Origin of the sequence: Bradyrhizobium sp. JR4.1 (assembly GCF_040548605.1) — a bacterium.
GTDB lineage: Bacteria > Pseudomonadota > Alphaproteobacteria > Rhizobiales > Xanthobacteraceae > Bradyrhizobium > Bradyrhizobium canariense.
This window is the reverse complement of sequence record NZ_JBEPRY010000003.1, coordinates 203,651-230,638: the sequence shown is the minus strand read 5'-3', so window position 1 is coordinate 230,638 and position 26,988 is coordinate 203,651. Positions and strand designations below refer to the sequence as shown.

The 26,988-nt window shown below is 64.5% G+C and carries 28 protein-coding genes; 12 read left to right on the top strand and 16 right to left on the bottom strand.

Features of this window, described 5'->3' with window-relative positions:
* Positions 1-149 precede the first annotated feature (149 nt).
* The 11 genes from ABIB90_RS09595 to pncA form a co-directional block, all read right to left on the bottom strand.
* On the bottom strand, positions 150-1,010 hold the full coding sequence (locus ABIB90_RS09595; protein ID WP_354160768.1) for an ABC transporter permease: 861 nt from the start codon (positions 1,008-1,010) through the stop codon (positions 150-152).
* 13 nt (positions 1,011-1,023) lie between these two features.
* Positions 1,024-1,953 (bottom strand): ABC transporter permease, encoded by a 930-nt coding sequence (locus ABIB90_RS09590; protein ID WP_354200660.1) that lies wholly within the window; start codon positions 1,951-1,953, stop codon positions 1,024-1,026.
* On the bottom strand, positions 1,953-2,945 hold the full coding sequence (locus ABIB90_RS09585; RefSeq protein ID WP_354160772.1) for an ABC transporter ATP-binding protein: 993 nt from the start codon (positions 2,943-2,945) through the stop codon (positions 1,953-1,955). Before ABIB90_RS09585 ends, ABIB90_RS09590 begins: the two co-directional genes overlap by 1 nt.
* Positions 2,942-3,925 carry an ABC transporter ATP-binding protein gene (locus tag ABIB90_RS09580; protein WP_354160774.1) on the bottom strand — a complete coding sequence of 328 codons (984 nt, stop codon included), beginning with the start codon at positions 3,923-3,925 and terminating at the stop codon, positions 2,942-2,944. The genes ABIB90_RS09585 and ABIB90_RS09580 overlap by 4 nt, the downstream gene beginning before the upstream one ends.
* Before the next feature lie 3 nt (positions 3,926-3,928).
* Entirely contained in the window at positions 3,929-5,566 is a 1,638-nt protein-coding gene (locus ABIB90_RS09575; RefSeq protein WP_007590955.1) for an ABC transporter substrate-binding protein, read from the bottom strand.
* Positions 5,567-5,596: 30 nt separating this feature from the next.
* Positions 5,597-6,412: a sugar phosphate isomerase/epimerase family protein gene (locus tag ABIB90_RS09570; protein ID WP_007590953.1), complete on the bottom strand. Its 816-nt coding sequence runs from the start codon at positions 6,410-6,412 to the stop codon at positions 5,597-5,599.
* Positions 6,413-6,868: 456 nt separating this feature from the next.
* The gene (locus ABIB90_RS09565; protein WP_354160777.1) at positions 6,869-8,137 is read right to left on the bottom strand and encodes a DUF1236 domain-containing protein; all 1,269 of its coding nucleotides are present in this window, start codon (positions 8,135-8,137) and stop codon (positions 6,869-6,871) included.
* 109 nt (positions 8,138-8,246) lie between these two features.
* Positions 8,247-8,633 carry a GrlR family regulatory protein gene (locus tag ABIB90_RS09560; RefSeq protein ID WP_007590950.1) on the bottom strand — a complete coding sequence of 129 codons (387 nt, stop codon included), beginning with the start codon at positions 8,631-8,633 and terminating at the stop codon, positions 8,247-8,249.
* Positions 8,634-8,647: 14 nt separating this feature from the next.
* A complete protein-coding gene (locus tag ABIB90_RS09555; RefSeq protein ID WP_354160779.1) occupies positions 8,648-10,681 on the bottom strand; it encodes an NAD(+) synthase in 2,034 nt (677 codons plus the stop codon).
* Positions 10,682-10,835: 154 nt separating this feature from the next.
* Complete coding sequence (locus ABIB90_RS09550; RefSeq protein ID WP_354160781.1) at positions 10,836-11,951, bottom strand: alpha/beta fold hydrolase; 1,116 nt, start codon at positions 11,949-11,951, stop codon at positions 10,836-10,838.
* A 16-nt stretch (positions 11,952-11,967) separates the two neighbouring features.
* On the bottom strand, positions 11,968-12,606 hold the full coding sequence (pncA, locus tag ABIB90_RS09545; protein WP_219684337.1) for a bifunctional nicotinamidase/pyrazinamidase: 639 nt from the start codon (positions 12,604-12,606) through the stop codon (positions 11,968-11,970).
* Positions 12,607-12,863: 257 nt separating this feature from the next.
* Between pncA and glk the strand changes: the two genes are divergently transcribed.
* From glk to ABIB90_RS09530, 3 genes are all read left to right on the top strand, one after another.
* A complete protein-coding gene (glk, locus tag ABIB90_RS09540; protein ID WP_354160783.1) occupies positions 12,864-13,835 on the top strand; it encodes a glucokinase in 972 nt (323 codons plus the stop codon).
* A gap of 143 nt (positions 13,836-13,978) precedes the next feature.
* Positions 13,979-14,182 carry a hypothetical protein gene (locus ABIB90_RS09535; RefSeq protein WP_063996317.1) on the top strand — a complete coding sequence of 68 codons (204 nt, stop codon included), beginning with the start codon at positions 13,979-13,981 and terminating at the stop codon, positions 14,180-14,182.
* Between the two features lie 143 nt (positions 14,183-14,325).
* A complete protein-coding gene (locus tag ABIB90_RS09530; RefSeq protein WP_007590942.1) occupies positions 14,326-14,481 on the top strand; it encodes a hypothetical protein in 156 nt (51 codons plus the stop codon).
* 62 nt (positions 14,482-14,543) lie between these two features.
* Here the strand turns inward: ABIB90_RS09530 and ABIB90_RS09525 are convergent, their stop codons facing one another.
* A complete protein-coding gene (locus ABIB90_RS09525; RefSeq protein ID WP_007590941.1) occupies positions 14,544-14,921 on the bottom strand; it encodes a response regulator in 378 nt (125 codons plus the stop codon).
* 111 nt (positions 14,922-15,032) lie between these two features.
* On the bottom strand, positions 15,033-15,818 hold the full coding sequence (locus ABIB90_RS09520; RefSeq protein ID WP_354160786.1) for a Spy/CpxP family protein refolding chaperone: 786 nt from the start codon (positions 15,816-15,818) through the stop codon (positions 15,033-15,035).
* A 477-nt stretch (positions 15,819-16,295) separates the two neighbouring features.
* Between ABIB90_RS09520 and ABIB90_RS09515 the strand changes: the two genes are divergently transcribed.
* The 6 genes from ABIB90_RS09515 to ABIB90_RS09490 all read left to right on the top strand — a co-directional run bounded on the left by ABIB90_RS09515 (position 16,296) and on the right by ABIB90_RS09490 (position 22,447).
* Entirely contained in the window at positions 16,296-17,636 is a 1,341-nt protein-coding gene (locus ABIB90_RS09515) for an ABC transporter substrate-binding protein (RefSeq protein ID WP_007590930.1), read from the top strand.
* Positions 17,637-17,783: 147 nt separating this feature from the next.
* Positions 17,784-18,722 carry a carbohydrate ABC transporter permease gene (locus ABIB90_RS09510; RefSeq protein WP_007590928.1) on the top strand — a complete coding sequence of 313 codons (939 nt, stop codon included), beginning with the start codon at positions 17,784-17,786 and terminating at the stop codon, positions 18,720-18,722.
* A complete protein-coding gene (locus ABIB90_RS09505) occupies positions 18,722-19,633 on the top strand; it encodes a carbohydrate ABC transporter permease (protein ID WP_219684342.1) in 912 nt (303 codons plus the stop codon). The genes ABIB90_RS09510 and ABIB90_RS09505 overlap by 1 nt, the downstream gene beginning before the upstream one ends.
* A gap of 6 nt (positions 19,634-19,639) precedes the next feature.
* Positions 19,640-20,740, top strand: coding sequence for an ABC transporter ATP-binding protein (locus ABIB90_RS09500; protein ID WP_354160789.1), 1,101 nt, complete (start codon positions 19,640-19,642; stop codon positions 20,738-20,740).
* A 33-nt stretch (positions 20,741-20,773) separates the two neighbouring features.
* On the top strand, positions 20,774-21,763 hold the full coding sequence (locus ABIB90_RS09495; RefSeq protein WP_354160791.1) for a hydroxyacid dehydrogenase: 990 nt from the start codon (positions 20,774-20,776) through the stop codon (positions 21,761-21,763).
* 186 nt (positions 21,764-21,949) lie between these two features.
* Positions 21,950-22,447, top strand: a complete 498-nt coding sequence (locus tag ABIB90_RS09490) for a hypothetical protein (protein WP_027566977.1) — start codon at positions 21,950-21,952, stop codon at positions 22,445-22,447.
* A gap of 33 nt (positions 22,448-22,480) precedes the next feature.
* Here the strand turns inward: ABIB90_RS09490 and ABIB90_RS09485 are convergent, their stop codons facing one another.
* On the bottom strand, positions 22,481-22,978 hold the full coding sequence (locus ABIB90_RS09485) for a DUF1993 domain-containing protein (RefSeq protein WP_354160961.1): 498 nt from the start codon (positions 22,976-22,978) through the stop codon (positions 22,481-22,483).
* A 138-nt stretch (positions 22,979-23,116) separates the two neighbouring features.
* On the opposite strand from ABIB90_RS09485, the gene ABIB90_RS09480 reads away from it, so the two are divergent.
* From ABIB90_RS09480 to ABIB90_RS09470, 3 genes are all read left to right on the top strand, one after another.
* On the top strand, positions 23,117-23,899 hold the full coding sequence (locus ABIB90_RS09480; RefSeq protein ID WP_354160793.1) for a transporter substrate-binding domain-containing protein: 783 nt from the start codon (positions 23,117-23,119) through the stop codon (positions 23,897-23,899).
* A 172-nt stretch (positions 23,900-24,071) separates the two neighbouring features.
* Positions 24,072-24,974 carry a DUF2147 domain-containing protein gene (locus tag ABIB90_RS09475; protein WP_354160795.1) on the top strand — a complete coding sequence of 301 codons (903 nt, stop codon included), beginning with the start codon at positions 24,072-24,074 and terminating at the stop codon, positions 24,972-24,974.
* A gap of 178 nt (positions 24,975-25,152) precedes the next feature.
* Positions 25,153-25,503, top strand: coding sequence for a hypothetical protein (locus ABIB90_RS09470; protein ID WP_007590916.1), 351 nt, complete (start codon positions 25,153-25,155; stop codon positions 25,501-25,503).
* A gap of 137 nt (positions 25,504-25,640) precedes the next feature.
* Here ABIB90_RS09470 and ABIB90_RS09465 read toward each other — a convergent pair whose 3' ends face one another.
* Both ABIB90_RS09465 and ABIB90_RS09460 read right to left on the bottom strand, forming a co-directional pair.
* Positions 25,641-26,045, bottom strand: a complete 405-nt coding sequence (locus ABIB90_RS09465; protein WP_007590914.1) for a (R)-mandelonitrile lyase — start codon at positions 26,043-26,045, stop codon at positions 25,641-25,643.
* 25 nt (positions 26,046-26,070) lie between these two features.
* Entirely contained in the window at positions 26,071-26,769 is a 699-nt protein-coding gene (locus tag ABIB90_RS09460; RefSeq protein WP_007590912.1) for a ribonuclease activity regulator RraA, read from the bottom strand.
* Positions 26,770-26,988: the final 219 nt, after the last annotated feature.

Sequence of the window (26,988 nt, the reverse complement as noted above, 5' to 3'; positions counted from 1 at the left end):
CCCGGCGCGGGCTCTCTCACCTGCCCCGGACGCAGCGCAGCGTCTCTTCGACGGTGCGCTGCAGAGCCGGGGCCCATCTGGCAGCGCGTGCTATGGCTTCCTGGGTCCCGGCTCGCGCCTCGCGCGTCCGGGACACGAGAGCTGAAGTCCTATTGCAGCTCGGGATCGAGCCGGTCTCGCAGCCAATCGCCGATCACCGAGACCGCCAGCGTGGTCACCACGATGGTGGTGGCCGGCGCCAGCATGATCCAGGGTGCCCGGGTCAGGTACTCGCGGCCGTAGCCGACCATGTTGCCGAGGCTGGTCATCGGCGGCTGCACGCCGAGGCCGAGAAACGACAGGCCCGACTCCATCAGGATCACCTCGGGAAAGACCAGCGTGGTCGACACGATCAGGGTCGAGGCGATGTTGGGCAGGATATGCCGGAGGTAAATCCGCGCCGGCGTCGCGCCGAGCTGCCGGACCGCCGCCGCATAGCCTTGGGCATTGGCGGAAATGGCAAGGCCGCGCGCGATCCGGGCGTAGCGCTCCCAGCCGAAAAATCCCATCAAGCCGATCAGGAGCGGCAGCGAATTGCCGAAGAAGGCCAGCACCGCGAGCGCCATGATCAGGAAGGGCATGCTGGCCTGGAAGTCGGACAACATCAGCACCAGCTGCTCGACGGGCCCGCGGAAATGCGCGGCGAGGAAACCGAGCGTGGTGCCGACGATGGCCGAGATCGCCGTGGCGCCAAACGCGATCAGGAGCGAGATGCGGATCGAGACGAGCAGCCGCGACAGCACGTCGCGGCCGAGCTCGTCGGTACCGAGCCAGTGCGCGACATTGCCGGGGCTAGCGAGACGATTGCGCAGGTCGAGCTGGGTATAGCCGTAGGGGGCGATCTTCTCGGCGTAGGCCGCGATCACCAGCATCGCGACGATCCAGCCGATCGCGATGGCGACCGAGACCGGGATCGCCGGGAGGCTGATGCGGCGGCGGGCCGACGTGTCCTTCAGCGTGGCGTCGGTCATGCATGCGCTCCCTTCATGCGTGCGCCCCCTTGGCGCGCAGCCGCGGGTCGAGGAAGCCGTAGAGGAAGTCGACGATCAGGTTCGAGGTGACCATGGTCATCGCCACCAGCAACAGGATGCACTGCACGACGGCGAGGTCGCGGTTGGCGACGGCGACGACGAGCAGGCGCCCTACTCCCGGCCACGAAAACACGCTCTCGACCACGACCGCGCCCGCGATCAGCGTGCCCACCATGAAGCCCAGTATGGTGACGGTCGGGATCGCCGCGTTCGGCAGCGCATGCGACGTCACGACTTTTCGCCACGGCACGCCCTTCGCCGAGGCGGTGCGGATATAGGGCTGGCCCAGCACCTCCAGCATGGCGCTGCGGGTGAATCGCGCCAGCACCGCGGCGCCGCCAAGGTTGAGTGTCACGATCGGCAGGACGGCGTGACGCCAGCTGTCCTGCCCGCCCGAGGGCAGCCAGCCGAGCTGCACGGCAAAAACCAGCACGAGCAGCAGCGCCAGCACGAAGCTCGGCACGGTGAAGCCGGCGACCGCCGTCATCATCACCGCGCGGTCGATTCCCGAGCCACGGTGCAGCGCCGCGTAGATTCCGGCGGGAATGCCGAGCGCGACCTTGAATGCGAAGGCCGGCAGCGTCAGCGCCAGGGTTGCCGGAATCCGCTCCAGCACAAGCTCGATCGCAGGCCGGCCGTCACGCATGGAACGGCCGAGCTCGCCTTTGGCGATCGCGCCAAAATAGTCGAGATACTGAAACCAGATGGGATCATCGAGCCCCCACGCCTTGCGGAAGGCGGCGAGGACTTCCGGCGGCGCTTCCGGTCCCAAAATCATCAAAGCGGGATCGCCCGAGAGACGCAGCACCACGAAGGCGAAGGTGACGACGAGCACGATCGTCAACGCTGCGCGTCCGATCCGAATGGCGAAATAGCGTCCCATCAGGCCGCGTCCCGCGTCTCGACTTGCGGCCCGGTCACGAGATGACAGGCGACCTGCCTGTTGCCGCCGACGTTGGACAGCGCTGGTACCTCGCTTGCACAACGCGTGATCGTGCGCGGGCAGCGCGGATGGAAGGCGCAGCCTTGAGGACGGGCCGCCGGGTTCGGCGGATCGCCTGCCAGCACAATGCGGCCTGCGCTGCGGCGGCCCGGCGCGGGCGATGCCGAGACCAGTGCTTGCGTGTACGGGTGCTCCGGCCGCGCGAATAGATCATCGGCGCTGCCGATCTCGACGATGCGGCCGAGATACATCACGGCCACCACATTGCTGATCTGCCGGACGACCCGCAAATCGTGGCTGATGAAGAGCAAGGTCAGCGCAAGCTGCGCCTGGAGATCGGCGAGCAGATTCACCACCTGCGCCTGGATCGAGACGTCGAGCGCGCTGACCGGCTCGTCACAGACCAGGAAATCCGGCTTTGTCGCCAGCGCCCGCGCCAGCACGATGCGCTGGCGCTGTCCGCCGGAGAGCGCACCCGGATAGCGCGCACCATGTGCGGGTGTCAGTTCGACCGCGCGCAGCAATTCGCGGACCCGCTCCTCGCGCTCGAGGGGCGTCCCGAGACCGTGAATGTCCAGAGGCTCACGGATTTGGGCGGCGACCGGCAACCGCCGGTCCAGCGCCCCCAGCGGATCCTGGAAGATCATCTGCATGTGCGCGCGTTGCGCACGCCATGCGGTCGTTCCGGGCGTTGCCATCGGCTTGTCGTCGAACCGCACCTCGCCGTGATCCGGCGGCTCGAGGCCGAGCACGATGCGGCCGGTGGTCGACTTTCCCGAGCCGGACTCGCCGACGAGGCCCAGCGTCTCGCCCCTGGGAATCGTCAGCGACACGCCATCGACTGCATGAATGGCGGCACTTCGGCCGAACATCCCGGAGCGCATGCTATAACTGCGCGAAATCGAGGACACTTCGACGAGCGGACGGCTCATTCGGCGGCGATCCCGAGCAGTGCGCGACGCGAAGCCTCGGCGCGGATGCAGGCCACGGCGCGATCCTCCGCGATCGGCGCGAGGCTTGGAGCCACAATGCCGCACGGCGCTTCTGCCAGCGCACAACGCGGCGCGAAGGCACAGCCATCAGGCATGCTCGCGGGATCGGGCACCGTTCCGGGAATGGCGGTCAGGCGGCGCCTCGGTCCGTCGAGCGGCGGCAGCGCACCGATCAGGCCCTGCGCATAGGGATGGACGGGATCGGCGAAGAGCTGGTTCGCCGGCGCCTCCTCGACAATGCGGCCCGCATACATCACGGCCACGCGGTCGCAGTTTTCCGCGACCACGCCGAGATCGTGGCTGATCAGGACCATCGCCATGCCCATCTCGCGGCGGATAGTCGAGAGCAGTTCTAAAATCTGCGCCTGAATCGTGGCGTCGAGCGCCGTAGTCGGCTCATCCGCGATCAGCAGGTCTGGATTTCCGGCGAGCGCCATCGCGATCATGATGCGCTGGACCTGGCCGCCGGAAAATTCGTGCGGATAGGCTTCGAGCCTGCGCGTCGCGTCGGGAATGCCGACCAGATCGAGCAGCCGCCGCGCTTCCGCTTTCACCGCGCCACCCGAGATATCGCGATGCAGCGCCAAGGACTCGCAGAGCTGCTTGCGGATGGTCAGCACGGGATTGAGTGCGCTCGCGGGATCCTGGAAGATCATGGCGACGCGCCCGCCCCTGATACGGTCGAGCTCGGCGGGGGGCGCACCGAGGATCTCGCGACTGTCGAGACGAACGGAGCCCGAGACGCGGGCATTCCGCGGCAACAGGCCGAGGGCCGCAAGCCACGTCACCGACTTGCCCGATCCGGACTCGCCGACGAGGCCAAGCGCCTCGCCCTTGTGCAAGGCGAGATCGACACCGCGCAGGACTGGCACGCCGTGGAAGGCGACGCTGAGGTCCTTGATGCTGATCAGCGGCGCCACCGATCAGGCCTCGAAATTGCCGGCGCGGAAATCCATCGCGAAGGCGGGCGACGCCTTCCACTTGATCGACTTCGGCTTGGCCGTGAAGGTCGCGTTCTGGTGCAGCACCGTATAGGCCGGGTCTTCGCGCTCGGCGATCTCCAGCATGCGGCGGAACGCCTTCTTGCGGGCGGCACGATCGATCGAGGTTTCCAGGAACTCCGAGAGCGTGTTCAGCTCGGCATTTGTCCACTCGCCGATCTGCTGCTGCTGGCCGTTGGGGCCGTGCTGGGCAACCAGCGACGATACGGGATCGTTGAAGGCGGCCGAGTTCGACCAGTCGCGGACCGCGCGCGTCGGCGCACGTTCCATGATCTGCGACCAGTTCTCCTTGGTTTCGATCTGGACGTTGAGACCGACCGACTTCCACATCTCGACCAGCACTTGCGCGGTCGCGACCTGGTTGGTGTAGTAATTGTTGAGCAGGCGATACGGAATAGGGTCGCCCTTGTAGTTGGCCTGCTTCAGCAGCTCCTGCGCCAGCTTGGGATCGTAGGCCGGCACGTTCCAATCGGCATTGAACATGTCGCCGTAGAACTCCCACTGCAGGCCCTTCGGGACGCGGGTGCGACCGGCCCACAGGCTGTCGACGATCGCCTGGCGGTCGATCGCATGGGTGAAGGCGCGCCTTACAAGCGGATTGGCGAGCTGGGCGTGGTTCTTGTCGAATACGGTCAGACGATGATTGAGGATGGTGCCGCCCTGCACTTCGAAGGTCGCGTTCTTCTCGATGCCCGCGATCTGGTCCGGCGGGATGTCGCAGGCGAACTGGTACTCGCCCGACAGCAGCCCGTTGATGCGGCTCGCGACCTCCGGGACCTCGAGGAAGCGAATGCGCTTGAGCGGTGGACGGCCGCCCCAATATTCGTCGTGGGCTTCCAGCGTCAGCGACACGTCGGGCTTGAGTTCGACAACCTTGTAGGGCCCGGTGGTAACAGGCTTGCGCGCCCAGTCGAGATAGCTCGCGGATTCAGCCCAGGCGCGGCGGTTCGCGATATCTGAGCCGTAGCGCGACAGCCGACCCTCGATCGTGACGTCGGGCGTCGCGTTGTAGAAGCGCACGGTGTATTTATCGACGGCATCGACACGGACGAGATCCGGCCAGATCCGGCGTGCAACCGCCGGAACGTCCGGCGGCAGTTCCTTGCCCGGCCGCGGCGTCGGAATTTTCTCAAAGGCCTGGATGGTGCTGCGGCTCTTGGCCTCGGTCTCACCGAACATGCGCTCGCGGCTGAACGTGAAGACGACGTCCTCCGCCGTCAGCTCGTCGCCATTGTGGAATTTGACGCCCTGGCGCAGCTTCACCTCGACAGTCTGGTCGTCGATACGGCGCCACTCGGTGGCAAGCCCCGGCACGGCCTCAAGGCTGCCGCGCCAGTTCTTGGAGATCAGTCCTTCCCAGATCGAGGAGAAGAACACCCGCTCGCCGACATTGGACTGCTCGCGCAGCACGTCGAGCACGTTCGAATTCGTCACCTTCTGCACCGCGATGGTGACCGAGGGACGGTTGTCGGCCTGCCCGATCGCAAAGCGCGGCAGCAGCAGCGTGCCTGCGGCAATGCTGCCGGACTTCAGGATGGTACGGCGCGTGAGCTTGCTCATGATGATAACCCCTGCCGGTTTTTTTGTCGGCTATTCGGCGAGACCGAGCGCGGCCAGATGGGCTGCGCCAGCGCGGACGTCGTCGTGGTTGCGAAGTTCGAGGATCAGTCGGGGGTTTGAGGTCAGCCGGCCCAGCGCGCGGAACACGGCGATCCACGGGATGTTGCCCTCGCCCGGCGCCCAATGCCGGTCAGCAAAGCCGTCGGTATCCTGGAGATGCACATGCGCCAGCATGTCGCCGGCGGTCTCGACATAGTAGTCGACCGGCGGCGCGCCGGTGGAGATGTGCGCGTAGTTGGCGTGGCCGGTGTCGAGGGAGACGCGCACCTTGCTGCTTTCGAGCGCCTTGGCGAGACGCACGCGATCGCGCGGATCCTTGTCCTCGATGTTCTCGATGACGATCTCGCAGCCGATGGTTTCGGCGCGCACGATCACCTCGGCGAGTGTCGCCTTGACGCGTTCGACGAGATTGCCGCGATTATCTGGATAGAGGTCGAGGTTGTTGTGGTCCCAGGTCGTGAATGGCGAATGGATCACCATCTGCGTCGCGCCGAGAAACTCGGCGGCTTCGAGGCCCTGAAGCAGGCGTTTCGTCACGACTTGGCGGATCATCGGGTCGTGGCTACCGATCGCGAAGCCCCAGAACGGTCCGTGGATGCCGAGCCGGCCGGTGTGACCTGAGAGCATCTGCTTGATTTCGCTAGCAGCACTTCGCCAGTCGCCGTCGAGCAAGTCCGCGCGAAAAAAATCCTGAATTTCGAGATCGCGCTGCCGTTCGAGAAGCCAGTCGCGATGCGCAGGGATCGATTTGATGGACAATGCGGCGCCCAGTACCGGCTTCGACATGGCTTGCTCCTCGGCCGTCAACAATGACGGGAGCAGCGCTAGACCAGTTCAATGACAGGCCGGTGAAATGCAGGTTCCGCAGCGCTGAGGAGATGTGGACATCCCCGCGATCGCGTGCATCGAATTCAGGCAGCGGCGAGTGCAGACGCATGCATCTGCGCTCGGATCAAGCGCGATGAAATCCGTAGTGATCCGGAATGGAATCCTATTCTGATGTCGCGTACATCGCGGGACATCGATCGGCGGCCTTCCAAGGGCATCACCCTCTGATCGCGCAACATGGGGTTGGGGGACCACATGGGGCGGGGGGATCAAAGGCTGGGGCAAGGTTACGAGGTCCGGACTCCTAGGCACTCCGGACCTCGGGACTTTCTAGATTGAACGTGATTTCGCGCCGCCGGCTTGATCAGCCGTGCGGCGCGAAGTCGTTTTGGCGTCGTTATGCCGACACGGGCGCTAGCGCGTCTGGGGCTCGATCGTCACCGTGCAGTCGCCCTGCCCTTGCGTCGCGACCACGATGTTGCCCGCGGGAGCGCCGAGGGCGATCGGCGCGGACGAGCCGCCGCCGGGCATCTGGACAGTCACGCTCAGGGAATCGGTTCGCGCGGTCGAGCCTACGGTCGAGGGCTCTGCCTGGGCCACATTGCCCGAGGCGTCACGCCGCATGATCTGGCAGTTCACATTGCTGCCCCCGGCCGCGCTCCCTCCTGCCGCAGCCATGCCCGATGAGGTGCCGCCGCTCATTTGCGCACGTGCTCGCGACGGATCGCGGGGCACCTGGCTCACGATGCGATGCGTCCGCGGCTCCACAATGACGACGTCATCGCCGGTCGCAAAATATTCGTAGTCGCGATATTCGGGCTCGATCGAGACGATCTCGGGCGGAAGCCTGTGAAGGCGCACGCGCGAGGGAATGGTCTCGCCGACCCGGATCGAAATGTTCAGATTGCGCTCCGGCTCCGCCAGGCGTGCACGGCTCACCGTTTCAGAAATCCGCACCTGCTTCTCGGAGGTCACCTGCGCCTGCTGATTGGCTTGCGTGTTGGTCTGCGTGGTCTGGTTGGCTTGGTTGGTCTGCGTGCCCGAACTGGCAGGTGCGCTCTGCGCATTGTTGGTCGGGGCCGTCCGGTTCGTGTCGGTCGCGGTGGCCGGCCGGTTGTTCTGCTGCGCCGGCGGCTGCTGCTCGGCCGCGTTGCGCGGCGGCTGGGTCTGGTTGCGCTCGTTCTGGTTGGCTGCGGCACCCGTGCGCTCGTTCTGCTGGCTAGACGTGCCTGACTTGGACCTCTCGGACTCCGCCGTTGATTTCTGCGGCGCGGATTTGTCCTGCTTCGTCTCAGCACTGCTCTTGCTGTCGCGTCCCGGCTTCGGGCTCTCCGCCTCACGGTTGCGATCGCGGGAGGGCTCGCGGGATTCTTGCGCCTGATCCTTCGATTTCGGCTGGTTGCGCTCGGCAGAACTGGCCGGCGGGCGCTTATCGTCACTCGCGTCCTGCTTGGCCGCGCCGCCCTTCTCCTCGCGGCCCGCGCTCTGCAATCGTTCTTGGGCGCCCTGCGCCCGCTCTTGAACATGCTCCTGGGCGCCGCCGCGTTGCGGTGCGGCGCCTTTCGCCGGCTCCTCGGTCCGTTTCGGCTCGTCCCTTCGCTCACCGGGCGCCTGGGCGTAGGCGAAGCCGGAAGCAAGCATCAGTCCGATAGCTGCGGTCGATAACATCAAGTGCTTGCGCATGGTCCCTCTCCTCGGAAATTCGCAACAACAGACGCGAACGTTCTGTGGGTGCGAAGGTTCCTGATCAGGAACGAGGGCTGATCACGCGGTCTCACATCTCAGGCGGGTCTCACATCGGGTCCTTCAGCGTGAGCCGCGCCGTGAATGTCACGCTGGTCTTGCCAACCAGCGCCATGCCTTCGACCTCGGCGCCGTCGGCGGAGTAGTCGCCCGAAAAGCCGCAGGTCACTTCCCTGCCGCCGAACGCGAGTGGCTTGCCGACGGCCTCGGTGTGCTGATTGACGGTCATGTCGCCGCGCCATTTCCCGTTCCGGAAGGTGTAGCTGCCGGTGTAATAGAAATAGCTGTCACCGCCCATGATGCGGCCATCGCAGAGCACGACGACGCCTTTGGCCTGGCCGCGCTTGCCGTCGCGCATCTCAATCTCAAAGATGTAGAGGCCGTTGAGGACCTTCTGTGGGTTGGCGCCCTGCTCGGGCTCATCGCCGGCCGACATCGCTCATCTCCCGTTCAAACCGGCACATTCCGTTCGAGATCTTCAAGCCACGCCGCCGCGCTCGAATCCGACGGCGCGCGCCAGTCACCGCGCGGCGACAATGAGCCGCCGGCCGAAACCTTGGGGCCGTTCGGCATCGCCGAGCGCTTGAACTGGCTGAAAGCGAAGAAGCGGCGCAGAAACACCTCCAGCCAGCGGCGTATCTCGGGAAGGTCATAGGCCTTGCGCTTATCGGTCGGGAATGCCGGCGGCCATTCGCCCTGAGCAACGTCTTTCCAGGCCTGCAGCGCCATGAACGCGATCTTGGATGGCCGCATGCCGAACCGCAGCGTGTAGAACAGGTTGAAATCCTGGAGCTCGTAGGGACCGACGGAAGCTTCCGTGCTCTGCGGCTTCTCGCCCGGCTCGGCCGGAACCAGCTCCGGCGAGATTTCCGCCGACAGGATCGATCCAAGCGTTTGGTTGACGTCGTCGTTGAACTGCTTGGAAGCAATCACCCAGCGGATCAGATGCTGGATCAGCGTCTTCGGCACTCCGGCATTGACGTTATAGTGCGCCATCTGGTCGCCGACGCCGTAGGTGCACCAGCCCAGCGCGAGCTCGGAGAGATCGCCGGTGCCAATCACGATGCCGCCGTGATGATTGGCGAGCCGGAACAGATAGTCCGTGCGCAGGCCCGCCTGCACATTCTCGAAGGTGACGTCGTAGACCTTCTCGCCCTTGCCGAAGGGATGGCCGATGTCCTTCAGCATTTGCGTCGCCGTGGTGCGAATGTCGAGCTCCTGCCAACTCGTCTGCAACGCCTTCATCAGCGCCAGCGCATTGGTCTTGCTCTCGCTGCCGGTGGCAAAGCCCGGCATGGTGTAGGCGAGAATGTTTTCGCGCGGCAGGCCAAGCAAATCGACCGCCTTGGCGGCGACGATCAAAGCGTGGGTGGAATCGAGCCCGCCCGAGACGCCGATGACGACGCGCTTGGTGCCTGTCGCGCGCATACGCTGGACCAGGCCCGCGACCTGAATGTTGTAGGCCTCATAGCAGTCCTGCTCGAGCAGGCTCTCGTCGCTCGGCACGAACGGAAAGCGCTCGACTTTGCGCAGGAAGCCGATATCGGCGGCCGGCGGCTTCAGGGCAAAAGTCACTTTCCGGAAGAAACCCTCGCGCTGCCGGCGGTTGTCGTCGAAGGTTCCCATCAGCGCGCGCTCCTGCCTGAGCAGGTCGAGATCGACGTCGGCCAACGTGATCTGGCCGCCCTGGCGGAACCGCTCCCCCTCGGCCAGCAGCACGCCGTTCTCGTAGATCGAGGTCTGGCCATCCCAGGCCAGATCCGTGGTCGATTCCCCGGCCCCGGCGGCGGAATAGACGTAGGCCGCGAGGCAGCGCGCCGAAGTCGATTGGCACAAGAGCGCGCGCGAGCGGGCGCGACCGATCGTGATCGGGCTGCCCGAGAGATTGATCAGCACGCTCGCGCCCGCGAGTGCGAGCTCGGAGGCCGGCGTCACCGGGATCCACATGTCCTCGCAGATCTCGACGCCGATGGTCAGGCCCGGAACGTCCTCGGCCGCGAACAGGAGGTCGACACCGAACGGAGCATGCAGCCCGCCAAAGGCGACCATCTCTCCGACCATACCGGCGCCGGAGGCGAAATGCCGTCCCTCGTAGAATTCGCGATAGGTCGGCAGGTAGCTCTTGGGCACGACGCCCAGGACCTTGCCGCGATGGATGACGACCGCGCAATTGTAGATGCGATTGCCAAAGCGCAGCGGCGCGCCGACGATCAGGATGGTCATCAGGGCCGAGGAGGCCTCGACGATGGACACGAGCCCGCGCTCGACCGCATCAAGCAGCGGATCCTGCTTCACAAGATCTTCGATCGCATAGCCGGACAGGCACAGCTCGGGAAACACGGCAACCGCCACCGACTGTTCGTGGCAGTCCTTCGCCGCCGCCAGAACCGCAGCCGCGTTGGCCGTGGGATCGGCCACATGAGAGGTGGTGACGCAGGCCGCCACGCGCGCAAATCCGTGGGCATAGATCGAGTGGAAACTCATCGAGCACAGTCCCTTTGTCTCGTCGCGACCGGCCTCCGCCAGCTCTGGACTCCATTTAACCCATCGACATCGCCCCGTGCAGGCCATTCAACGGCATGCATAACGGATTTGCAGCTTCGCTGCCCGGCGCCCGGCCCTTCCCTTGGGGGCAGTCTCAGGCTCTGCGCACCAGCATGCCGGGCAGATCGTCGCGCAGCCACTCCGCGATCCGGGGCCAGGCATGGGCGTGGGTCCGCGCGCCCATGAACAAGCCGAGATGGTTGCTGGGCTCGGAGACCGCCGCAACGAAGGCCGGCGGTGTGCCGAGCAGACCGGCGGTGGCAAGCGCCTGCGCAGCCGGCACGACGTCGTCATCGAGCCCGGCCAGCAGGAAGGCCGGCGCCTTGACGTCCTTCAGATCAATCACGCGGCCGAGTGCCGTGAATTGGCCGCGCGCGATCCGGTTCTCCCGGAAGATCCAGTTGACGATCTCGAGATAATAGGTGCCGGGCAGATTGAGAGGCTCGGCATTCCAGCGCTCGAAGCGTGCCAGCAGCGCCGCACCCTCCTCGCCGGAGAGGTCGCTCTGCAGCGCCGTCGCGATGTCGTCGCGGCTCGGCGCCTTCGACCAGACCCGCAGCATCTCCTCGCCGCTGACATTGCCGCCGCCGCGGGCGACGAGCTGGTCATAGACCATCTCCGGCGCGTTGCGGGCGAGCTGCGACAGCCTGGACTCGATCGAGAGGTCGACGGGCGCGCCTGCCAGCACCAGCCGCCGCACCTTGGCGGGAAAGCGCGCCGCATAGAGCAGCGACAGCCAGCCACCCTGGCACAGGCCGACGAGATCGACCGGGGCGCCGATCTCGTCGACGGCGACGTTGAGATCGCCGAGATAGCTGTCGATCGAGAGATAGCGCATGTCGGGTGCGGCCGAGCGCCAGTCGGTGAGATAGACCCGGTCGATGCCGCCATTTTGCAGGGACTGCACCACGCTGTGGCCGGGCGCGAAGTCGGCGATCAGGGCCCGGTGCAGCGCATAGGGCGCGCAGACCAGTGCCGGGAGGCCGGAGCCCGTTCGCGTGCAATCGCGCAGGCGCATGGTCGCAAGCTCCAGCGCGACGGAGTTGGGCGTGGTCCACGGCAGACTGCTGTCGGCCTGCTCCGGCGGACCGCGGTCGAGCCATCCGAAGCAGGCGTCCATGGCAAGCCGAGCTGCTGCGAACGGCCACAGCAGCGGGTCATCCGGGACCGGGCCCGGTGCGCGCTGCTGTTTGCCGGTCTTCTCCGCCATGGCTATCTCACGGTCCTCACAGGAAGGCCTCGAAGCTGACGAGCGAAATACCGCGCTCCCGAAAACTCTGATGGGTCGCGGCCACCGAGCCGTCGAGATCGATGCCGCGGCAGGCGTCCTCGATGACTGCGACCTCGAACCCCGCCTTGCGGGCATCCTCCGCCGAGAAGCGGACGCAGAAGTCGAACGCGAGGCCGGCGACGAAGACGGTGTTCAACTCGCGTTCGCGCAAATATCCGAGCAGGCCGGTCGGCGTTTTCCTGTCGTTCTCGAACAGCGCCGAATAGGAATCGATGCCGCGCCGAAACCCCTTCCGCACCACGAGATTTGCGCGAGTGGCGTCGAGATCGCGATGAAATTCAGCGCCGGCCGTGCCCTGCACGCAATGGCTCGGCCAGAGCACCTGGACGCCGTAGTCAAGCGCAATGGTCTCGAACGGCTGTTTGCCCGTATGGTTCGGGGCAAAGGAGACATGATCGCGGGGATGCCAGTCCTGGGTCAGCACCACATTGGCGAATTTTTGGGCGATCCGATTGATGGCGGGGACAACCTTCTCGCCGCCGGGCACGGCGAGCGCCCCGCCCGTGCAAAAATCGTTCTGCACGTCGATGACCAGGAGCACGTCGCGGTCGGAAATCTTCATCGCAAGGTCCATTCCAGGCCATCCCGCGCGACCGGCGCCGAAGGCCGCGCCGCCAGTGTCGATCTTCCCGCGCTGCTTCGCAACCACCGAGGGGGTGAGGCGATCTGCGCGAATGCGCCCCCTTCGGTCCCGGGATGCAACGGTTTGGACTGATGCGTGTTGACTAGATCCACCCGGGGACGGATTCTGACAGCCGTTCGCGTCTTGCGATCGGATAGAGCGGAGGAAGCGGTTCCCGCAGCCGGAAAGGCTGCGGCAGCCATACGCACATGACCATCGGCAAGACAGGACAGATTCTTCTCGCCGATATCGGCGGCACCAATGCGCGCTTCGCGCTCAGTCAGGGCGACCAGACCGGACCGATCGACTACGTCAAAGTGGCAGACTTCCCGACCGTCCGGGAGGCCATTGCCGATGTTCTCGCGCGTCGCTGCCACGGCCTGCCGCCCCCAAGGGCCGTGCTGGCCGTGGCGGGGCCGGTGACCAACAACCGCTGCGTGATGACCAACAGCCCCTGGGTCATCGACGGCAACGAGCTTCAGCCGGCCCTCGGCTTCGACAGCGTCCATGTTCTCAACGATTTCGAGGTGGTGGCCTGGTCCCTGCCCGCCCTGCAGCCCGCCGACCTGATCCCGCTCGGCGGACAAGATGGCCTTCCCGGAGAGCCGTTGCTGGTGGTTGGCCCCGGAACCGGCTTTGGCGTTTCCTGCCTGGTCGAGCGCCATGGCGCACGACTGGCGGTCGTCACCGAGGCCGGCCACGCGACCCTGCCGGCGGAGGACGAGCGCGAGGAACGCGTCATCGCCTGCATGCGCCGACGCCTCGGCCATGTCTCCATCGAGCGTGGCGCGTTGTCCGGTTCCGGCCTGCAAAGCCTCTACGAGGCGCTGGCCGAGATTGACGGCGCTCAGGTGCCGCATCGCGATGCTGCCGCCATCACGAAGGCCGCCCTGGAAGGCAGTTGCGAGCTCAGCCGCAAAACGCTGGAGATGTTTTGCGCCATTCTCGGCTCGGTCGCGGGCAATCTCGCGGTGACTTTCGGCGCACGCGGCGGCGTCTATATCGCCGGCGGAATCGTGCCGCGCTTTCCCGACTTCCTTGCAGCCTCCGCATTCCGGGCGCGCTTCGAAGCCAAGGGACGCTTCCAGGATTATCTGCGCAACATCCCGACCAGGCTGGTCACCAAACCCGATGCGAGTTTCGTCGGACTGAAGATGTTCGCGGAGCACAACCAGCCTTAAGCGGCGCGCGCCTCCGTCCGCGGGTTCCAGTAATTCACAGCTGATTAACGAGCACGCGCGCGCGACGCGGGATCGTGCTTGCGCGCACGTCCCGGATAAGAAACAATCCTGGCTTGTGTGTGGCGTAGTTGCTGGGGCGTGACATGCGTAAGCAGGATCTGGGTTTCGACTATCACCGCTATCACCGCCTGCTGCTCGAGGCGGACGACGAGGGCAAGCGGCTGGCCCTGATCGAGCTCTTGATCGAGGAAAAGGCGCGTGACCGCCTCGCCGCCCAGCGCGCTTCGGACCGCGCCGCCATGACGGCCCACACCATCGCTACCGTGCTAAAGAACGGGCGCCAGTGAAACGAGTGATTGCGCTCCAGTGCCCGAAAATGCAGGATCGATTGCGATTTCGTTAACGATCCCTCGAAAGCTCGCGTCAAACTTTTTGCTCTAGGAGTTCCCTTACCTGATCCAATTCAGGGGCAACAAAGGGGGGAATGAACATGAGCATGATTTCGATCGCCGCGATGCCGGCCACCATCGAAACCCGTTTGGCCGATTCTTCATTCAAGACCATCTTGCTGTTTTGCTGCACGGGCCTAGTCGCCTCGTTCGGCCTGATGGCGCGCGGCATCGATCTCGGCGCCGGCCTGATGTGAGACCGCAACGAATTCCGTTGCGAAATGGCCGCCCCTGACGGGCGGCCATTTTTGTTTTGGTCTCAGTGCGGCGTCTTAGCTGCCGCTTCCGGAAACATCGAATCGATCATCGCCCTGAGCTGATCGATCGAAATCGGCTTGCGCAGGATCGGCCGCCGTCGGAGCAAGGACGGCAGCAGCTCCGGACCGTAGCCCGTGGCGAACAAAAACGGCTTGCCGCGACGCTCGATCAGGTCGGCGACCGGATCGACGTAGACGCCCTTGAGATTGATGTCGAGGATCGCAAGATCGTACTGCGCGGTCATGGCGAAAGCACTGGCGTCCCGCACATTGTCCGCTTCCGCGGCGACGTGGTGGCCGAGTTCCTCCACCATGTCCGCCATCATCATCCGGATCAACGTCTCGTCTTCGACCAGGAAAACGGAGAGTCCGTCCGCCATATCAACCCCGCAATCAGCTTCCAAAGCTAATCATAACCGAATCGCGAAGAGGATTCACGAATTCGTGGCGGGGGCCGTTAATTCGGACACGCCCGATCCGATTCAACTTGATCAATCCAGTCCTCGTTCGTGGCTGAGCCGCACCATCTCCTGTACGAAGACCTGCTTCTGCTTGTCATCGAGGCTCGAATAGAGGGGTTCGGCGGCGTCGGCGACATTGCGCTGGTCGGCAGCGCGGTCGATGAGGAATTGGGCCTCGTTGCGCATCTGCTCGACGATGTCGTCGGGAGGATCCCGCTTGGCGCGCGCAACCCGCAGGTTGAGCCGCTCGGCACCGTTATGCCCGAGGTAGTGCATGGCGCTCGAGAATCCGTACCAGTGCTTCTCCTGCTCGGGCGTGAGGTTCAGTTCGGTCTTGATCCGCTCGATATAGGAGTCGCTGTTGGTGACGATCTGGTCGGCGGTCAATTGCGGCGCGCCGGTCTGGGTCAGGACCGTGACATCCTGCGGCGCGTTCTTCGCCTCCTTGCTCGCCTTGGCGCCCTTGCCCGCCTTGGCGCTCTTGGCATCCTTGTCCTTGCCGGCGCCCTGCTTGGCGTCCTTGGCCGCATCCTTGCTTGCGTCCTTGCTCGCATCCTTGGCTGCAGGCGCCTGATTGCCATTATTGCCAACGCCGAGCACGCCGGTGAAAACGCCGACCACACCGCCGATCGCGCCGCCAAGCACGCCGCCGACCGGACCTGCCGCCTTGTTCCCGGCCGCCGCTCCTTCCTGAACCCCTTTGACCAGACCTTGAGCGTTTGCCACCGCGGCTGCGCCTAGCAGCAACACGAAAACGGATCCCAGCGCGAACCATCGTCGCAGGTTAAGCCGCGCGGACGGCGCCGGGTTGATCATTCTGGTCTCCATCTCGATCTGATTAGGCTGTTGGGGGTGAGAACCACTCGCCAGTTGCAACTCTATCGTTTTCACCGCTTCGAGGTCTAGCCACCGACAATTGCTATCCACGCCCGAAAAGTGTTTGGCCCGAGGCGCTTATGCAGGCTTATTCGAAACTGCGGTGTAATTGCGCATGCATCGGCCGGGCAGGTCGGCGCAAAGTGTGCGTCGCAAAATGACCGATCGTGGTTCATGGCCTGCGCAGGACATCGAGGGCACTGCCACCTTCCCGGACACAACGTTAGTTCTAGGCGCAAGTCGTTCGGTTTTCTCGACAGACGCAATCAATCATGATCTGATCGCGCTACCAATTTGCCTTCGAAGCCGACGGCATCAATAAGAAACGTCGAACAAGAAACTTTCAAAAAGAAAGCAGAACTCGGAAGAGTTCAGAGGAAACGCCAGAACAATAAAACACCCAAGCGAGGAAACGAGATGTCACGCAAGACACTGACGCGACGTCAATTTGTGGCTGCCACTGCAATGTCCTCCACGGCGCTGATCGCGGCGCCCTATGTCCGAGGCGCTTACGCTGCCGGCAAACTTTCGATCGGCTTCTGGGACCACTGGGTGCCCGGCGCCAACGATGCCTCGACCGCTCTCGTCAAGGAATGGGGCGAGAAGGAGAAGGTCGAGGTTTCGATCGACTACATCACCAGCAACAACAAGAAGATCGAGCTGACCGCAGCGGCCGAAGCCCAGGCCAAGTCCGGTCACGATATTCTCCAGATGCCGAGCTGGTGGCCGCACGCTTATTCCGAGAATCTCGAGCCGCTCAACGACGTCATGGAGCCGCTCATCAAGCAGAACGGTGAGGTGAACGACACCGTCAAATATCTCGGGCGGTCGGGCGGCAAATGGCTCGCAGTGCCCGCGACGCCGGGAAGCCAGATCAAAGGCCCCTGCTCCCGCATAGATCTGATGAAGAAACACGCCGGCATCGACGTGCAGGAGATGTATCCGGTCGGCGCTCCGCCGAAGGCGGACAACTGGACCATGGAGACGTTCCTGAAGGCGGCCGAGGCCTGCCACAAGGCCGGCTTCCCCTTCGGCATCGGTCTCGGCGAGACCACCGACAGCGTCGACACTGCCGGCGCGATCTTCCAGTCCTTCGGCGCCGAGCTCGTCAACGCCAAGGGCGATATCACCGTCAAGACCGACGCGGTGCGGCAGGCGCTCGAATTCTACAAAAAGCTGATCGCCGTCCTGCCCACCGACGCGCCGTCCTGGGACGATGCCTCCAACAACAAATGGCTGATCTCGGGCCGCGGCGCGATGATCCTGAATCCGCCGAGCGCCTGGGCGGTCGCCAAGCGCGACGCACCGCAAGTCGCCGAACAGTGCTGGACGCACGGCTTCCCGTCCGGTCCGAAGGGCCGTTTTGCGCCCTTCCTGCCATACTTCTGGGGCGTCTGGGCCTTTGGCAAGAACAAGGAAGCGGCCAAGAGCTTGCTCGTTCACCTGTCCTCGCCAGCGGCGATCGAGAAGTTCGTCGCGGCGAGCGGCGGGTATGATCTCCCGGCCTACGCGAACATGACGAAGTTCAAGACCTGGGCCGAGGAAGGGCCGCCGAAGGGCACGCTCTTCCACTATCCGGATCCCTACAAGCAGCAGACGATGTCGATCGCCGCGTCTCCGGCGCCGCCGAAGATCGCCCAGCAGATCTACTTCCAGGCGACGCTGACCAAGATGGCGCTGCGCTTTGCACAAGGAGAGAAGTTGGAAACCGCGCTCGCCTGGGCCGAAGGCGAGTGCGAAGGCTTCATGCGGACCTGAGCCGGGTATGTGCCATGGCGGTTCACGCTTCGCGCGTGGGCCGCCGAGGCACCCCTCGCTCGATCCGCTTGCCGAATGAAGCCGACGGCTGCGCCGGCTTCGCCGTTCCAGATGTCCTGCTAGGTGTCCTGCAAAGAGGCTAAATTCATGGCCGATGTCGTCGTTGAGCAAGGCCGTCCCGCTCGAGCTGCGAGCCCGCGCAAACGGGCGAGCCTGCGCAACGCAATGGGACGGAAATCGACCGTCGCGTTCTTCCTGACGCTGCCGCTGATCCTCCTGATCGCCCTGCTCGTGCTTTATCCCGCCTTCTACTCGGTCTACCTGGCGACGCTGAACAAGGCGATGACAAAATTCGTCGGCCTCAGCAACTTCACCTTCCTGTTCAAGCGCGAAACGTTCTGGATGGTGGTGAGACAGTCCTGCATTTTTGCGATTACCGCCGTGGTCTTCAAGGCGCTGATCGGCTTCATCGTCGCGCATTTCGTCCACAACATTCCCGGCAAGAAGCAACGTAAATGGCGCGGCATGCTGCTGGTGCCCTGGGTGATCCCGCCGGCGATGAGCACGCTGGCATGGCTGTGGCTGTTCGATCCCTCCTATAGCGCCTTCAACTATACGCTCTCGTTCTTCGGCATCGGTCCCATCCCGTGGCTCGGTGATACCTTCTGGGCGCGTTTCTCCGTCATCCTCGTCAACGTCTGGTACGGCGCGCCGTTCTTCCTGATCATGTACCTGGCCGCGTTGAAATCCGTACCCGACCAGCTCTACGAAGCCGCGGCGATCGACGGCGCCAATTGGTGGCAGAAGATCTGGCACATCACCTTGCCGATGATGCGCAACATCATCGCCATCACCACGCTGTTCTCGCTGATCGTCACTTTCGCCAATTTCGACATCGTGCGCATCCTCACCTCCGGCGGTCCGCTCGACCGGACGCACCTGTTCGCCACCTGGGCGTTCCAGGTCGGCATCCAGAGCAGCGACATTCCGCTCGGCGCTTGCGTCTCGCTGTTCATGGTGCCGATCCTCGCCGTCGCAGCGGTCTTCATCCTGCGCGATGTCAACAAACGTGGGAACGAAGCCTGATGAGCACGCTCGCAATCGACAAGGCCGGACCGACACGCAAGGTCAAGCTTCGAAGCATGAGCCGCGACCGCACCTGGGCGCTGCGCTGGTCCTACTTTTTCCTGGTGCTGTTTGCGATCTTCTTCCTGATCCCGCCGATCTACATGCTGATCACCTCGCTCAAGAGCAGCGCGGAGATCTCGGCCGCCACCAATCCGTGGTGGGTATTTCATCCGACCCTCTCGAATTATGTCGAGCTACTGACCTCGAACCAGTTCCTGCGATTCTTCTGGAATTCGTCGATGATCTCGATCGTGGTCGTGATCGTGACGATGTTGATCAGCATTCCGGCGGCGTTTGCATTGGCGCGGATGAAGTTCTGGGGCTCGGCGACGCTCGCGACCGGCGTGTTCCTGACCTATCTCATTCCGGACAGCCTTCTGTTCATTCCGCTGTTCAAGGTGCTCGCGACCGTCCAGGAGTTCACCGGCATCCCCCTGCTCAACCGGTGGTACGTGCTGGTGTTCATCTATCCGACGCTGACCGTGCCGTTCTGCACCTGGATCATGATCGGTTATTTCGCCTCCATCCCGAAGGAGCTGGACGAGGCGGCTCTGATCGACGGCGCCTCCTGGCTGCAGACCCTGACGCGGATTTTCATCCCCGTTGCCCTGCCCGGCCTGATCGCAGCGACCATCTTCGCCTTCACCGTGTCCTGGGCGCAGTTCCTCTATCCGCTGGTGTTCACGACATCCATCGACCAGCTCGTGCTGCCGGTCGGCATCACCACCACGCTGATCAAGGGCGACGTCTTCAACTGGGGTCAGATCATGACCGGCGCGCTGCTTGGCGCTGCCCCGCCGCTGGTCATCTACGCCTTCCTGATGGACTATTACATTGCCGGCCTGACCGCCGGCGCGACAAAGGGTTGATGTCTTATGGCTGAGGTTGCGCTGCGGAAGGTGGTCAAGCGTTACGACGACGTCGAGGCGGTGCGCGGCATCGATCTCGACATCTCCGATCATGAGTTCATCGTGCTCGTCGGCCCCTCCGGCTGCGGCAAGTCGACGACGTTGCGGATGATCGCAGGGCTCGAGGACATCACCGACGGCGACATCATGATCGGCGGGGACGTCGTCAACGACGTGCCGCCGAAGGACCGCGACATCGCAATGGTGTTTCAGAACTATGCGCTCTATCCGCATATGACGGTCGCGGAGAACATGTCGTTCGGGCTGCGGCTCAAGCACTATCCCAAGGCCGAGATCAAGGCGCGGGTGACGGAAGCCGCCCGCCTCCTCGACATCACCGACCTGATCGACCGCAAGCCGAAGCAGCTCTCCGGTGGCCAGCGCCAGCGCGTTGCGATGGGGCGGGCCATCGTGCGCAACCCAAAAGTCTTCCTGTTCGACGAGCCGCTGTCCAATCTCGACGCCAAGCTGCGCGTGCAGATGCGGATCGAGATCAAGAAGGTGCACCAGAAGGTCCGAACCACGACGGTCTACGTCACCCACGACCAGGTCGAGGCGATGACGCTGGCGGATCGCGTGGTGGTGATGAACAAGGGGCGGATCGAGCAGATCGGCACCCCGAACGAGCTCTACCACAAGCCGGCCACGCGCTTCGTCGCGGGCTTCATCGGCTCGCCGGCGATGAACTTCATTCCGTGCCGGCTCGAGGACGTCGGCGGCAAGCTCAACATCCGCCTGACGGACCGCATCTCATTCCCGTTGCCGCCGGCCCGCGCCGCCCGTTACAGCGCGCTGCCCCGAGCTGAAAACCTGTTGCTCGGCATCCGTCCCGAACATCTCACGGAATCGCATGCGCATCTGGAGTCGGGTGTCGAGACCTTCGACACCGTGCTTGATGTCACCGAGCCGATGGGAATGGAGACGCTGGTCTATTTCGGACTGGAAGGCACGCCCGTCTGCGGCCGTGTCGATCCCAATGCGGGCGCCAAGGACGGGGCACCCATGCGTTTGGCGATGGACCTCAACAATATGCACCTGCTAAACGAGGCGACCGGCGTCGTCTTGTGACGGCCGGCCAAGAAACTCGCGCAGGTAGGGACGATGTCGACTAACAAGAAGAAAATCTTTGTCACGCAAACTTTGTCGCAAGGGGCCCGCGCCCTCCTCACCCAGCGCGATGACATCGAGCTCATCGAGTTTCCGAACCTGATCTCCGCCAGGGATTTCGAGGCCTTGCTGAAGAGCCACGCGCCGGTTCATGGCGTGGCGCTCGGCGCCACCGCTTTCGGCGAGACCGAGCTCGAAGCCTCGAAGGACATGAAGGTGGTGACCCGGATCGGCGTCGGTTACGACGCCGTCGACGTCCCCGCCCTCTCCCGCCGCAAGGTGCCGCTGATGGTCGCGGGCAGCGCGAACTCGCCCTCGGTCGCCGAGCAGGCGCTGTTCATGATGCTGACACTGGCAAAACGCGCGCAGGAGATGCATTCCTGCGTCAAGGACGGCAAATGGGCCGACCGCCTCGGCATGCTGCCGTTCGATCTCTACGGCAAGACCGTCCTCATCATCGGCTTCGGCCGCATCGGCACCCGCACCGCCAAGCGCTGCCTGGCGATGGACATGAATGTGCAGGTCTACGATCCCTACAAGGCCGCCGCCGAAATCAAGGCGGCCGGTTGCGAGCCCGTCGCCGATCTCGACGCCGCGCTGCCGCACGCCGATTTCGTCACCATCCACTGCCCGAAGACGCCGGAGACCGTCGGCCTGTTCGATGCTGACAGGATCGGCCGGATGAAGCCGAAATCCTATCTGATCAACACCGCGCGCGGTGGCATCGTGAAGGAGACGGCGCTGTACGACGCACTGGTCTCGGGCAAGCTCGCCGGTGCCGGCATCGACGTGTTCGAGGTCGAGCCGCCGCCGGTCAGCAACGCGCTGTTCGCGCTGCCCAACGTCATCATGGCCCCGCATGTCGCCGGCGTCACGGTCGAGGCGGTGAGCCGGATGAGCGAGCAGACCGCGCGCAACATCCTGAGTGTGCTGGACGGCGATCCCATCCGGCAGAACATCATCAATCAGGATGTGCTGGGCTGAGCTATCTCCAGGGCGGGCGGTTCTTCTGGACGGACGATCAACCCGCCCGCCTTCGGAACGCCAGAATGAGTCCCATTTTGGTGCAGATCGAGCCCTCACTCAGCCTTAATCAAACCCGCGTAATAGGTCCGGCCGCGGCGGCAGTGGGACAGACTTGCCGGCCGCGTCGAGCTGGAGGATGGACCCTTGTCAGAGATCGACCCGACCGACCACGCGTTGGCGACCATTGCCAGCATCCTGGAGCACCCTGAACCCGTCCTCGTCGTGCGCGAGACCGAGACCGTGCGCGAGACCGAGACTGTCACCGTGACCGAAATGGTGGTTGCCGGTGAGCATGGGGTCGCCGACGAGCACCCTGTGGTCGATGAGCATCCGGTTGTCGAGGAGCAGCCGCTGGTGCCGGAGCACACCGATGCCGACGGCTACAGCAAGGTCGGCCCCGGGCCGATGGTGGCGATCCGTCTGAAATGGACGGTCCATCGCGGCGACGACGGCCAGTTCTACGTCCACGAGACCATCGGCGAGCAGTCCGTGCCCGTGGTCAGCGGCCCGATGACCGGCGAAGCCGCGGTGCATTTCGTCGACGCGCACGAGGACGAGGCCCATCGGCGCTTCGAAGAGCTGCGCAGCGAGATCGCCGGCCGCAGCTCGCTCGCCGATTACGAGCGCAAGGGCGAAGCCTAGCGCGCTTCCGAGCGAACTGGATACGGGTTCGGCTTATCGCCGTCCGAGATAATCCTTCTTCACGAGCTCGACGCCTGCGTGCCGCAACAGGTCGTAGGCCGTCGTGACGTGAAAGAAGAACTGCGGCACGCTGAAGGTCAGCAGCAGCGTCCGCCCGGTGAAGGGCAACTCGGTCCCGTTCTTCAGCCTGAAGAAGACATTCCGGTCCGCCGCAGCGTCGATCTCCGCGCGCGGCAGGCTTTCGATGAACTCGATGGACGTCGCAATGCGGGCCTGGAGCCCGGCCATGTCGTGCTCCAGCACCGGCAGCATCACCGGCTCGCAGTCGGCCAGCAAGGCCGCGGCGACCGTGGCATGGCGGCAGGCTTCGCCGATCTGTTGCGCCAGATCGTACATGTCGGGCGCAATGCGCATACCGAGCAGGACGGCCGGGTTGAACTTCCGGGCTTCGGCATAGGCAACGCCCTTGTCCAGCAGCGCGGACAGGTTGCGCAGATACGGCACGAAGACGCCGACCGAGGCGTCATGCATCGAGATCGTCACTTCAAAATTCCCTTCACTTCCGCCTCGCCAGCGACGGGCATCTGGTCTAAATCCGAGCCTCAAGACAGGCTTCGAGAGCTGCACAATGACAGCTTGGGCATGGGTGGAAAAGAGATGATCGTTCGAATGACCATTCGAATTTTGGCGACTTTGGCCGTGGTCCTGCTGGCAAACCTTTCGGCCCACGCACAGCAGGCGGCGTCGTCCCGCCTCGACGAGATCGTCAAGCGCGGCACTTTGCGCGTCGGCATGACCGGCGACTACAAGCCCTTCACCTATCTCGACAAGACCACGCAGCAGTTCAACGGCTTCGATGTCGACATGGCGGAGGCGCTCGGCAAGGCGCTCGGCGTCAAGGTTGAATTCGTGCCGACGGCCTGGCCGAAGCTGATGAAGGATTTCGAGGCCGATCAGTTCGACATCGCCATGGGCGGCGTCTCGGTCACGCTCGACCGCCAGAAAAAGGGCTTGTTCTCCACGCCGATCATGCGCGAGGGCAAGACGCCGATCGCGCGCTGTGCCGACGTCGGCAAATACCAGAGCATCACAGACATCGACAAGAAGGGCACCCGCGTGATCGTCAATCCCGGCGGCACCAACGAGCGCTTCGCCCGTGCCAACATCAAGGACGCCGACATCACCGTCTTCCCGGACAATACCGTGATCTTCGACGAGATCGCCAAGGGCAATGCCGATCTGATGATGACGGACGCCTCCGAGACGCGCTACCAGCAGAAGCAGCATCAAGGCGTGCTCTGCGCGGTGCATCCCGAAACGCCGTTCGACTTCTCCGAGAAGGCCTATTGGCTCCAGCGGGACATGGCGCTGAAGGCGTTCGTCGACCAATGGCTGCACATTTCCATGCAGGACGGCAGCTACAAGAAGATCTACGCCGCCTGGTTCGATTAGGGCCGCGTCCTCCTGTCGCTTGCCCCGGCCAAACTTTGGGCCGGCTCCGGTGTTATTGAACCCACAACCACCGGAGCACGACTCATACCGTGACAGTGATCTAGATCACTTTTTGCGATCGAACCGGGGCGTAAGCGTCGGTGCGGGGACCACCTGTTTCAGGAGATGCGAAATGAGGAAGCTGTTGGCCACGGCCGCATTCCTTCTGGCGAGCACCGCTGCGCAGGCGCAGTACACCTTCGACTATGGCGGGCGTACCATCCGCATCGATCCCGACCGCGGCACGGTGCAAATCCCCGGCGTCTACGACAACACCGGCCAGGGCAAGGCGAAGAAGGCCAAGACCGATGCCAAGGGGACTCCGAAAGCGGACCCGCAGGCACCGCAACAAGCCAAGGTTGACCCGCAGCCACCGGCTAATCCAGCACCGGTCACGGCGCCTCCGGCGGCCGAGCAGACCCCTGTCCAAGCTCCGGTCCAAGCTCCCGTGGCCGTCGCGCCTCCGGCCCCGCCGGCACCTCCGGCCACCACGGCTAACAATGCTCGGGCCGAAGACGCGCTTGTGCCGCCGCCTCAGCCAGCCCCGAGTGCTGCCCCGACGGTGGCGGCAGTCCCGCCCGCACCGCCTCCGCCGCCCGCCCCGACGGTCGCAGCCGCGCCTCCGGCGCCGTCTCCGCCTCCCATCCCGGCGCCTGCGCCTGCCCCCGTTCAGTCGGCTGCCGTCGCGCCGCCGGCTCCCGCAACAGCGCCCACGCGCGACCTCAATTCGCCGCTCGGCGTCTGGCTCACCGAGGAGAAGGAAGGCAAGGTCCGGATCGAGCAATGCGGCAGCAATCTCTGCGGCTACTCGGTCGATTCGAAATCGAACCAGAATGGCGAGCAGGTTCTGATCAACATGAAGCCCGGCAAGGATCAGAACAAGGACCAGAAATGGTCCGGCCGCATCCTCGATCCGAACTCCGGCTCGACCTACGATTCAACCATCGCGCTGAAGGGCACCGATCGCCTGCGCGTGCAGGGCTGCGCCTTCGGCGGCATGTTCTGCGGCGGCCAGACCTGGACGCGGGTGAACTGACTTCCGGCGACACTCTGACGGAGACAAGGGGTCCGCAACGCGGGCCCCTTTGCTTTTGGCGCCTAATCGATTGCGACGTGCGCGACATCACAGAGCCCGTCGCGCGCGTGACAGCCCTCACATCGTGGGTTCCGCGTCCATGTCACGATCCCCGCATGATCAACCCCAGGGGCGTGTCATGAACGGATTTCGCAAGGCTCTCTTCGCCACAATCATTGTCATCGCATTGCCGGCCGCGCAGGCGAGCGCCAGCACTTTCGACGGCGCATGGAATGTCCGCATCTCGTCGTCGAGCGAGACCTGCGGTAACGGCTCGACCGTCGCAATCGGCATCAACAACGGTCAGATCGCCTCGAGCAGCGCCATGGTGACGGCGTCAGGCCGCGTCGCAGATGCCGGCAGCATCAACGTCACCTTGAGCACCGGAATCAAACGCGCCGTCGGCTTCGGCCGGCTCAGCGGCACCTCTGGCTCCGGTACCTGGCGCGGCAGCATGTGCACGGGCACGTGGACGGCGGAGCGGATGTAGGGTGCTGTGTCCCGGACGCGGCGCAGCGCGCAACGCTGCTCCGCAGAGCCGGGACCCAGCATTCTTCGTGGGTCCCAAATCTCTGGGTCCCGGATCGACGCCGCATCGCCTTGTAGCGATGCGTCTTGTCCGGGAGGCTAGCCGACCGCCGCCCCATACTCCGCGTCGGTCACCGGCTCCAACCAGGTCGAGAACACGCCGTCGAGCGCTTCCTGCATGGCGATGTGGGTCATGCCGTTCGTCGGCGACCCGCCGTGCCAGTGCAGCTCGCCCGGTGGAATCCAGACGGTGTCGCCGGGACGGATCTCCCTGATCGGCCCGCCCTTGGACTGGACCCGGCCGACTCCCGAAATCACATAGAGCGTCTGCCCGAGCGGATGGTGGTGCCAGTTGGTGCGCGCGCCCGGTTCGAACGAGACGCGCGAGCAGTTCAGCCGCGCCGGGGCGGGCGCCATGATCACGGGGTCCTGCCACACGGTGCCGGTGAAGTGTTCCCCGGGCGCACGGCGTGTCGGCCGCGTGCCTGCTACAGTGATGTCCATTGGATTTACCTCGTTTCCTTACCGATTACTTCTTGCTTGCGGCGTAGCGCGCCTTGGTCTCGGCGTTCATGGGATAGAGGCCCGGGAGCACCGCGCCATTGTTCACCTCGTTGACGATCCAGGCTTCCATCCGCTCCTGCTCGACGCCCTCGTTGAGCACGTGTTCGAGCATCGCCTGCGGGATCAGCACGCAGCCGTCCTGGTCGGCGACCACGATGTCGTTCGGGAACACCGCAACGCCGCCGCAGCCGATCGGCTCGCCCCAGCCGACGAAGGTCAGGCCGGCAACCGACGGCGGCGCGGCATAGCCGTCGCACCAGACCGGCAGATTAGTGCCGAGCACGCCCTCGACGTCACGCACGACACCGTCGGTGACGAGTGCGGTGACGCCGCGCTTCATCATGCGCGCGCACAGGATGTCGCCAAAGATGCCGGCGTCGGTGATGCCCATGGCATCGACCACGGCGATGCAGCCCTCCGGCATCGCCTCGATCGCGGTGCGGGTCGAGATCGGCGACGACCAGGATTCCGGCGTCGCCAGATCCTCGCGCGCCGGCACGAAGCGCAGCGTGAAGGCCGGTCCCACCAGGCGCGGCAGACCCGGGCGCAGCGGACGCGCGCCGCGCATCCAGATGTTGCGCAGGCCCTTCTTCAGCAGGACCGTGGTGATGGTGGCAGTGGTGATGCCGGCGAGGGTCTTGCGGGCTTCGGGGGACAGCGACATGGAAACAGACGAGCTCCGGATGGGCGGGAAAGAACGCGCGCATCTTGCGGGGTGCGGGCCTTGCGTCAAGGGCCAACAAGCTACCAATCATGCAGGGCCGCAGCGCTGTTATGCGTCGCGATAACAAGGCTTTATCGCCTCCCCCTGCATTAATTTATTGGACTTGCGGGCGCATTTACGCGAAGCAGGAACAAGCGGAGCTCAAGGCCGAGCCCGCGT

Bases quoted from the DNA above. Each gene is read 5' to 3' on its own strand.
- ABIB90_RS09595 (WP_354160768.1), bottom strand. From the start codon at position 1,010: ATGACCGACGCCACGCTGAAGGACACGTCGGCCCGCCGCCGCATCAGC.
- ABIB90_RS09590 (WP_354200660.1), bottom strand. From the start codon at position 1,953: ATGGGACGCTATTTCGCCATTCGGATCGGACGCGCAGCGTTGACGATC.
- ABIB90_RS09585 (WP_354160772.1), bottom strand. From the start codon at position 2,945: ATGAGCCGTCCGCTCGTCGAAGTGTCCTCGATTTCGCGCAGTTATAGC.
- ABIB90_RS09575 (WP_007590955.1), bottom strand. From the start codon at position 5,566: ATGAGCAAGCTCACGCGCCGTACCATCCTGAAGTCCGGCAGCATTGCC.
- ABIB90_RS09570 (WP_007590953.1), bottom strand. From the start codon at position 6,412: ATGTCGAAGCCGGTACTGGGCGCCGCATTGTCCATCAAATCGATCCCT.
- ABIB90_RS09565 (WP_354160777.1), bottom strand. From the start codon at position 8,137: ATGCGCAAGCACTTGATGTTATCGACCGCAGCTATCGGACTGATGCTT.
- ABIB90_RS09560 (WP_007590950.1), bottom strand. From the start codon at position 8,633: ATGTCGGCCGGCGATGAGCCCGAGCAGGGCGCCAACCCACAGAAGGTC.
- ABIB90_RS09555 (WP_354160779.1), bottom strand. From the start codon at position 10,681: ATGAGTTTCCACTCGATCTATGCCCACGGATTTGCGCGCGTGGCGGCC.
- ABIB90_RS09550 (WP_354160781.1), bottom strand. From the start codon at position 11,951: ATGGCGGAGAAGACCGGCAAACAGCAGCGCGCACCGGGCCCGGTCCCG.
- pncA (WP_219684337.1), bottom strand. From the start codon at position 12,606: ATGGACCTTGCGATGAAGATTTCCGACCGCGACGTGCTCCTGGTCATC.
- glk (WP_354160783.1), top strand. From the start codon at position 12,864: ATGACCATCGGCAAGACAGGACAGATTCTTCTCGCCGATATCGGCGGC.
- ABIB90_RS09535 (WP_063996317.1), top strand. From the start codon at position 13,979: ATGCGTAAGCAGGATCTGGGTTTCGACTATCACCGCTATCACCGCCTG.
- ABIB90_RS09530 (WP_007590942.1), top strand. From the start codon at position 14,326: ATGAGCATGATTTCGATCGCCGCGATGCCGGCCACCATCGAAACCCGT.
- ABIB90_RS09525 (WP_007590941.1), bottom strand. From the start codon at position 14,921: ATGGCGGACGGACTCTCCGTTTTCCTGGTCGAAGACGAGACGTTGATC.
- ABIB90_RS09520 (WP_354160786.1), bottom strand. From the start codon at position 15,818: ATGATCAACCCGGCGCCGTCCGCGCGGCTTAACCTGCGACGATGGTTC.
- ABIB90_RS09515 (WP_007590930.1), top strand. From the start codon at position 16,296: ATGTCACGCAAGACACTGACGCGACGTCAATTTGTGGCTGCCACTGCA.
- ABIB90_RS09510 (WP_007590928.1), top strand. From the start codon at position 17,784: ATGGCCGATGTCGTCGTTGAGCAAGGCCGTCCCGCTCGAGCTGCGAGC.
- ABIB90_RS09505 (WP_219684342.1), top strand. From the start codon at position 18,722: ATGAGCACGCTCGCAATCGACAAGGCCGGACCGACACGCAAGGTCAAG.
- ABIB90_RS09500 (WP_354160789.1), top strand. From the start codon at position 19,640: ATGGCTGAGGTTGCGCTGCGGAAGGTGGTCAAGCGTTACGACGACGTC.
- ABIB90_RS09495 (WP_354160791.1), top strand. From the start codon at position 20,774: ATGTCGACTAACAAGAAGAAAATCTTTGTCACGCAAACTTTGTCGCAA.
- ABIB90_RS09485 (WP_354160961.1), bottom strand. From the start codon at position 22,978: ATGCATGACGCCTCGGTCGGCGTCTTCGTGCCGTATCTGCGCAACCTG.
- ABIB90_RS09480 (WP_354160793.1), top strand. From the start codon at position 23,117: ATGACCATTCGAATTTTGGCGACTTTGGCCGTGGTCCTGCTGGCAAAC.
- ABIB90_RS09475 (WP_354160795.1), top strand. From the start codon at position 24,072: ATGAGGAAGCTGTTGGCCACGGCCGCATTCCTTCTGGCGAGCACCGCT.
- ABIB90_RS09470 (WP_007590916.1), top strand. From the start codon at position 25,153: ATGAACGGATTTCGCAAGGCTCTCTTCGCCACAATCATTGTCATCGCA.
- ABIB90_RS09465 (WP_007590914.1), bottom strand. From the start codon at position 26,045: ATGGACATCACTGTAGCAGGCACGCGGCCGACACGCCGTGCGCCCGGG.
- ABIB90_RS09460 (WP_007590912.1), bottom strand. From the start codon at position 26,769: ATGTCGCTGTCCCCCGAAGCCCGCAAGACCCTCGCCGGCATCACCACT.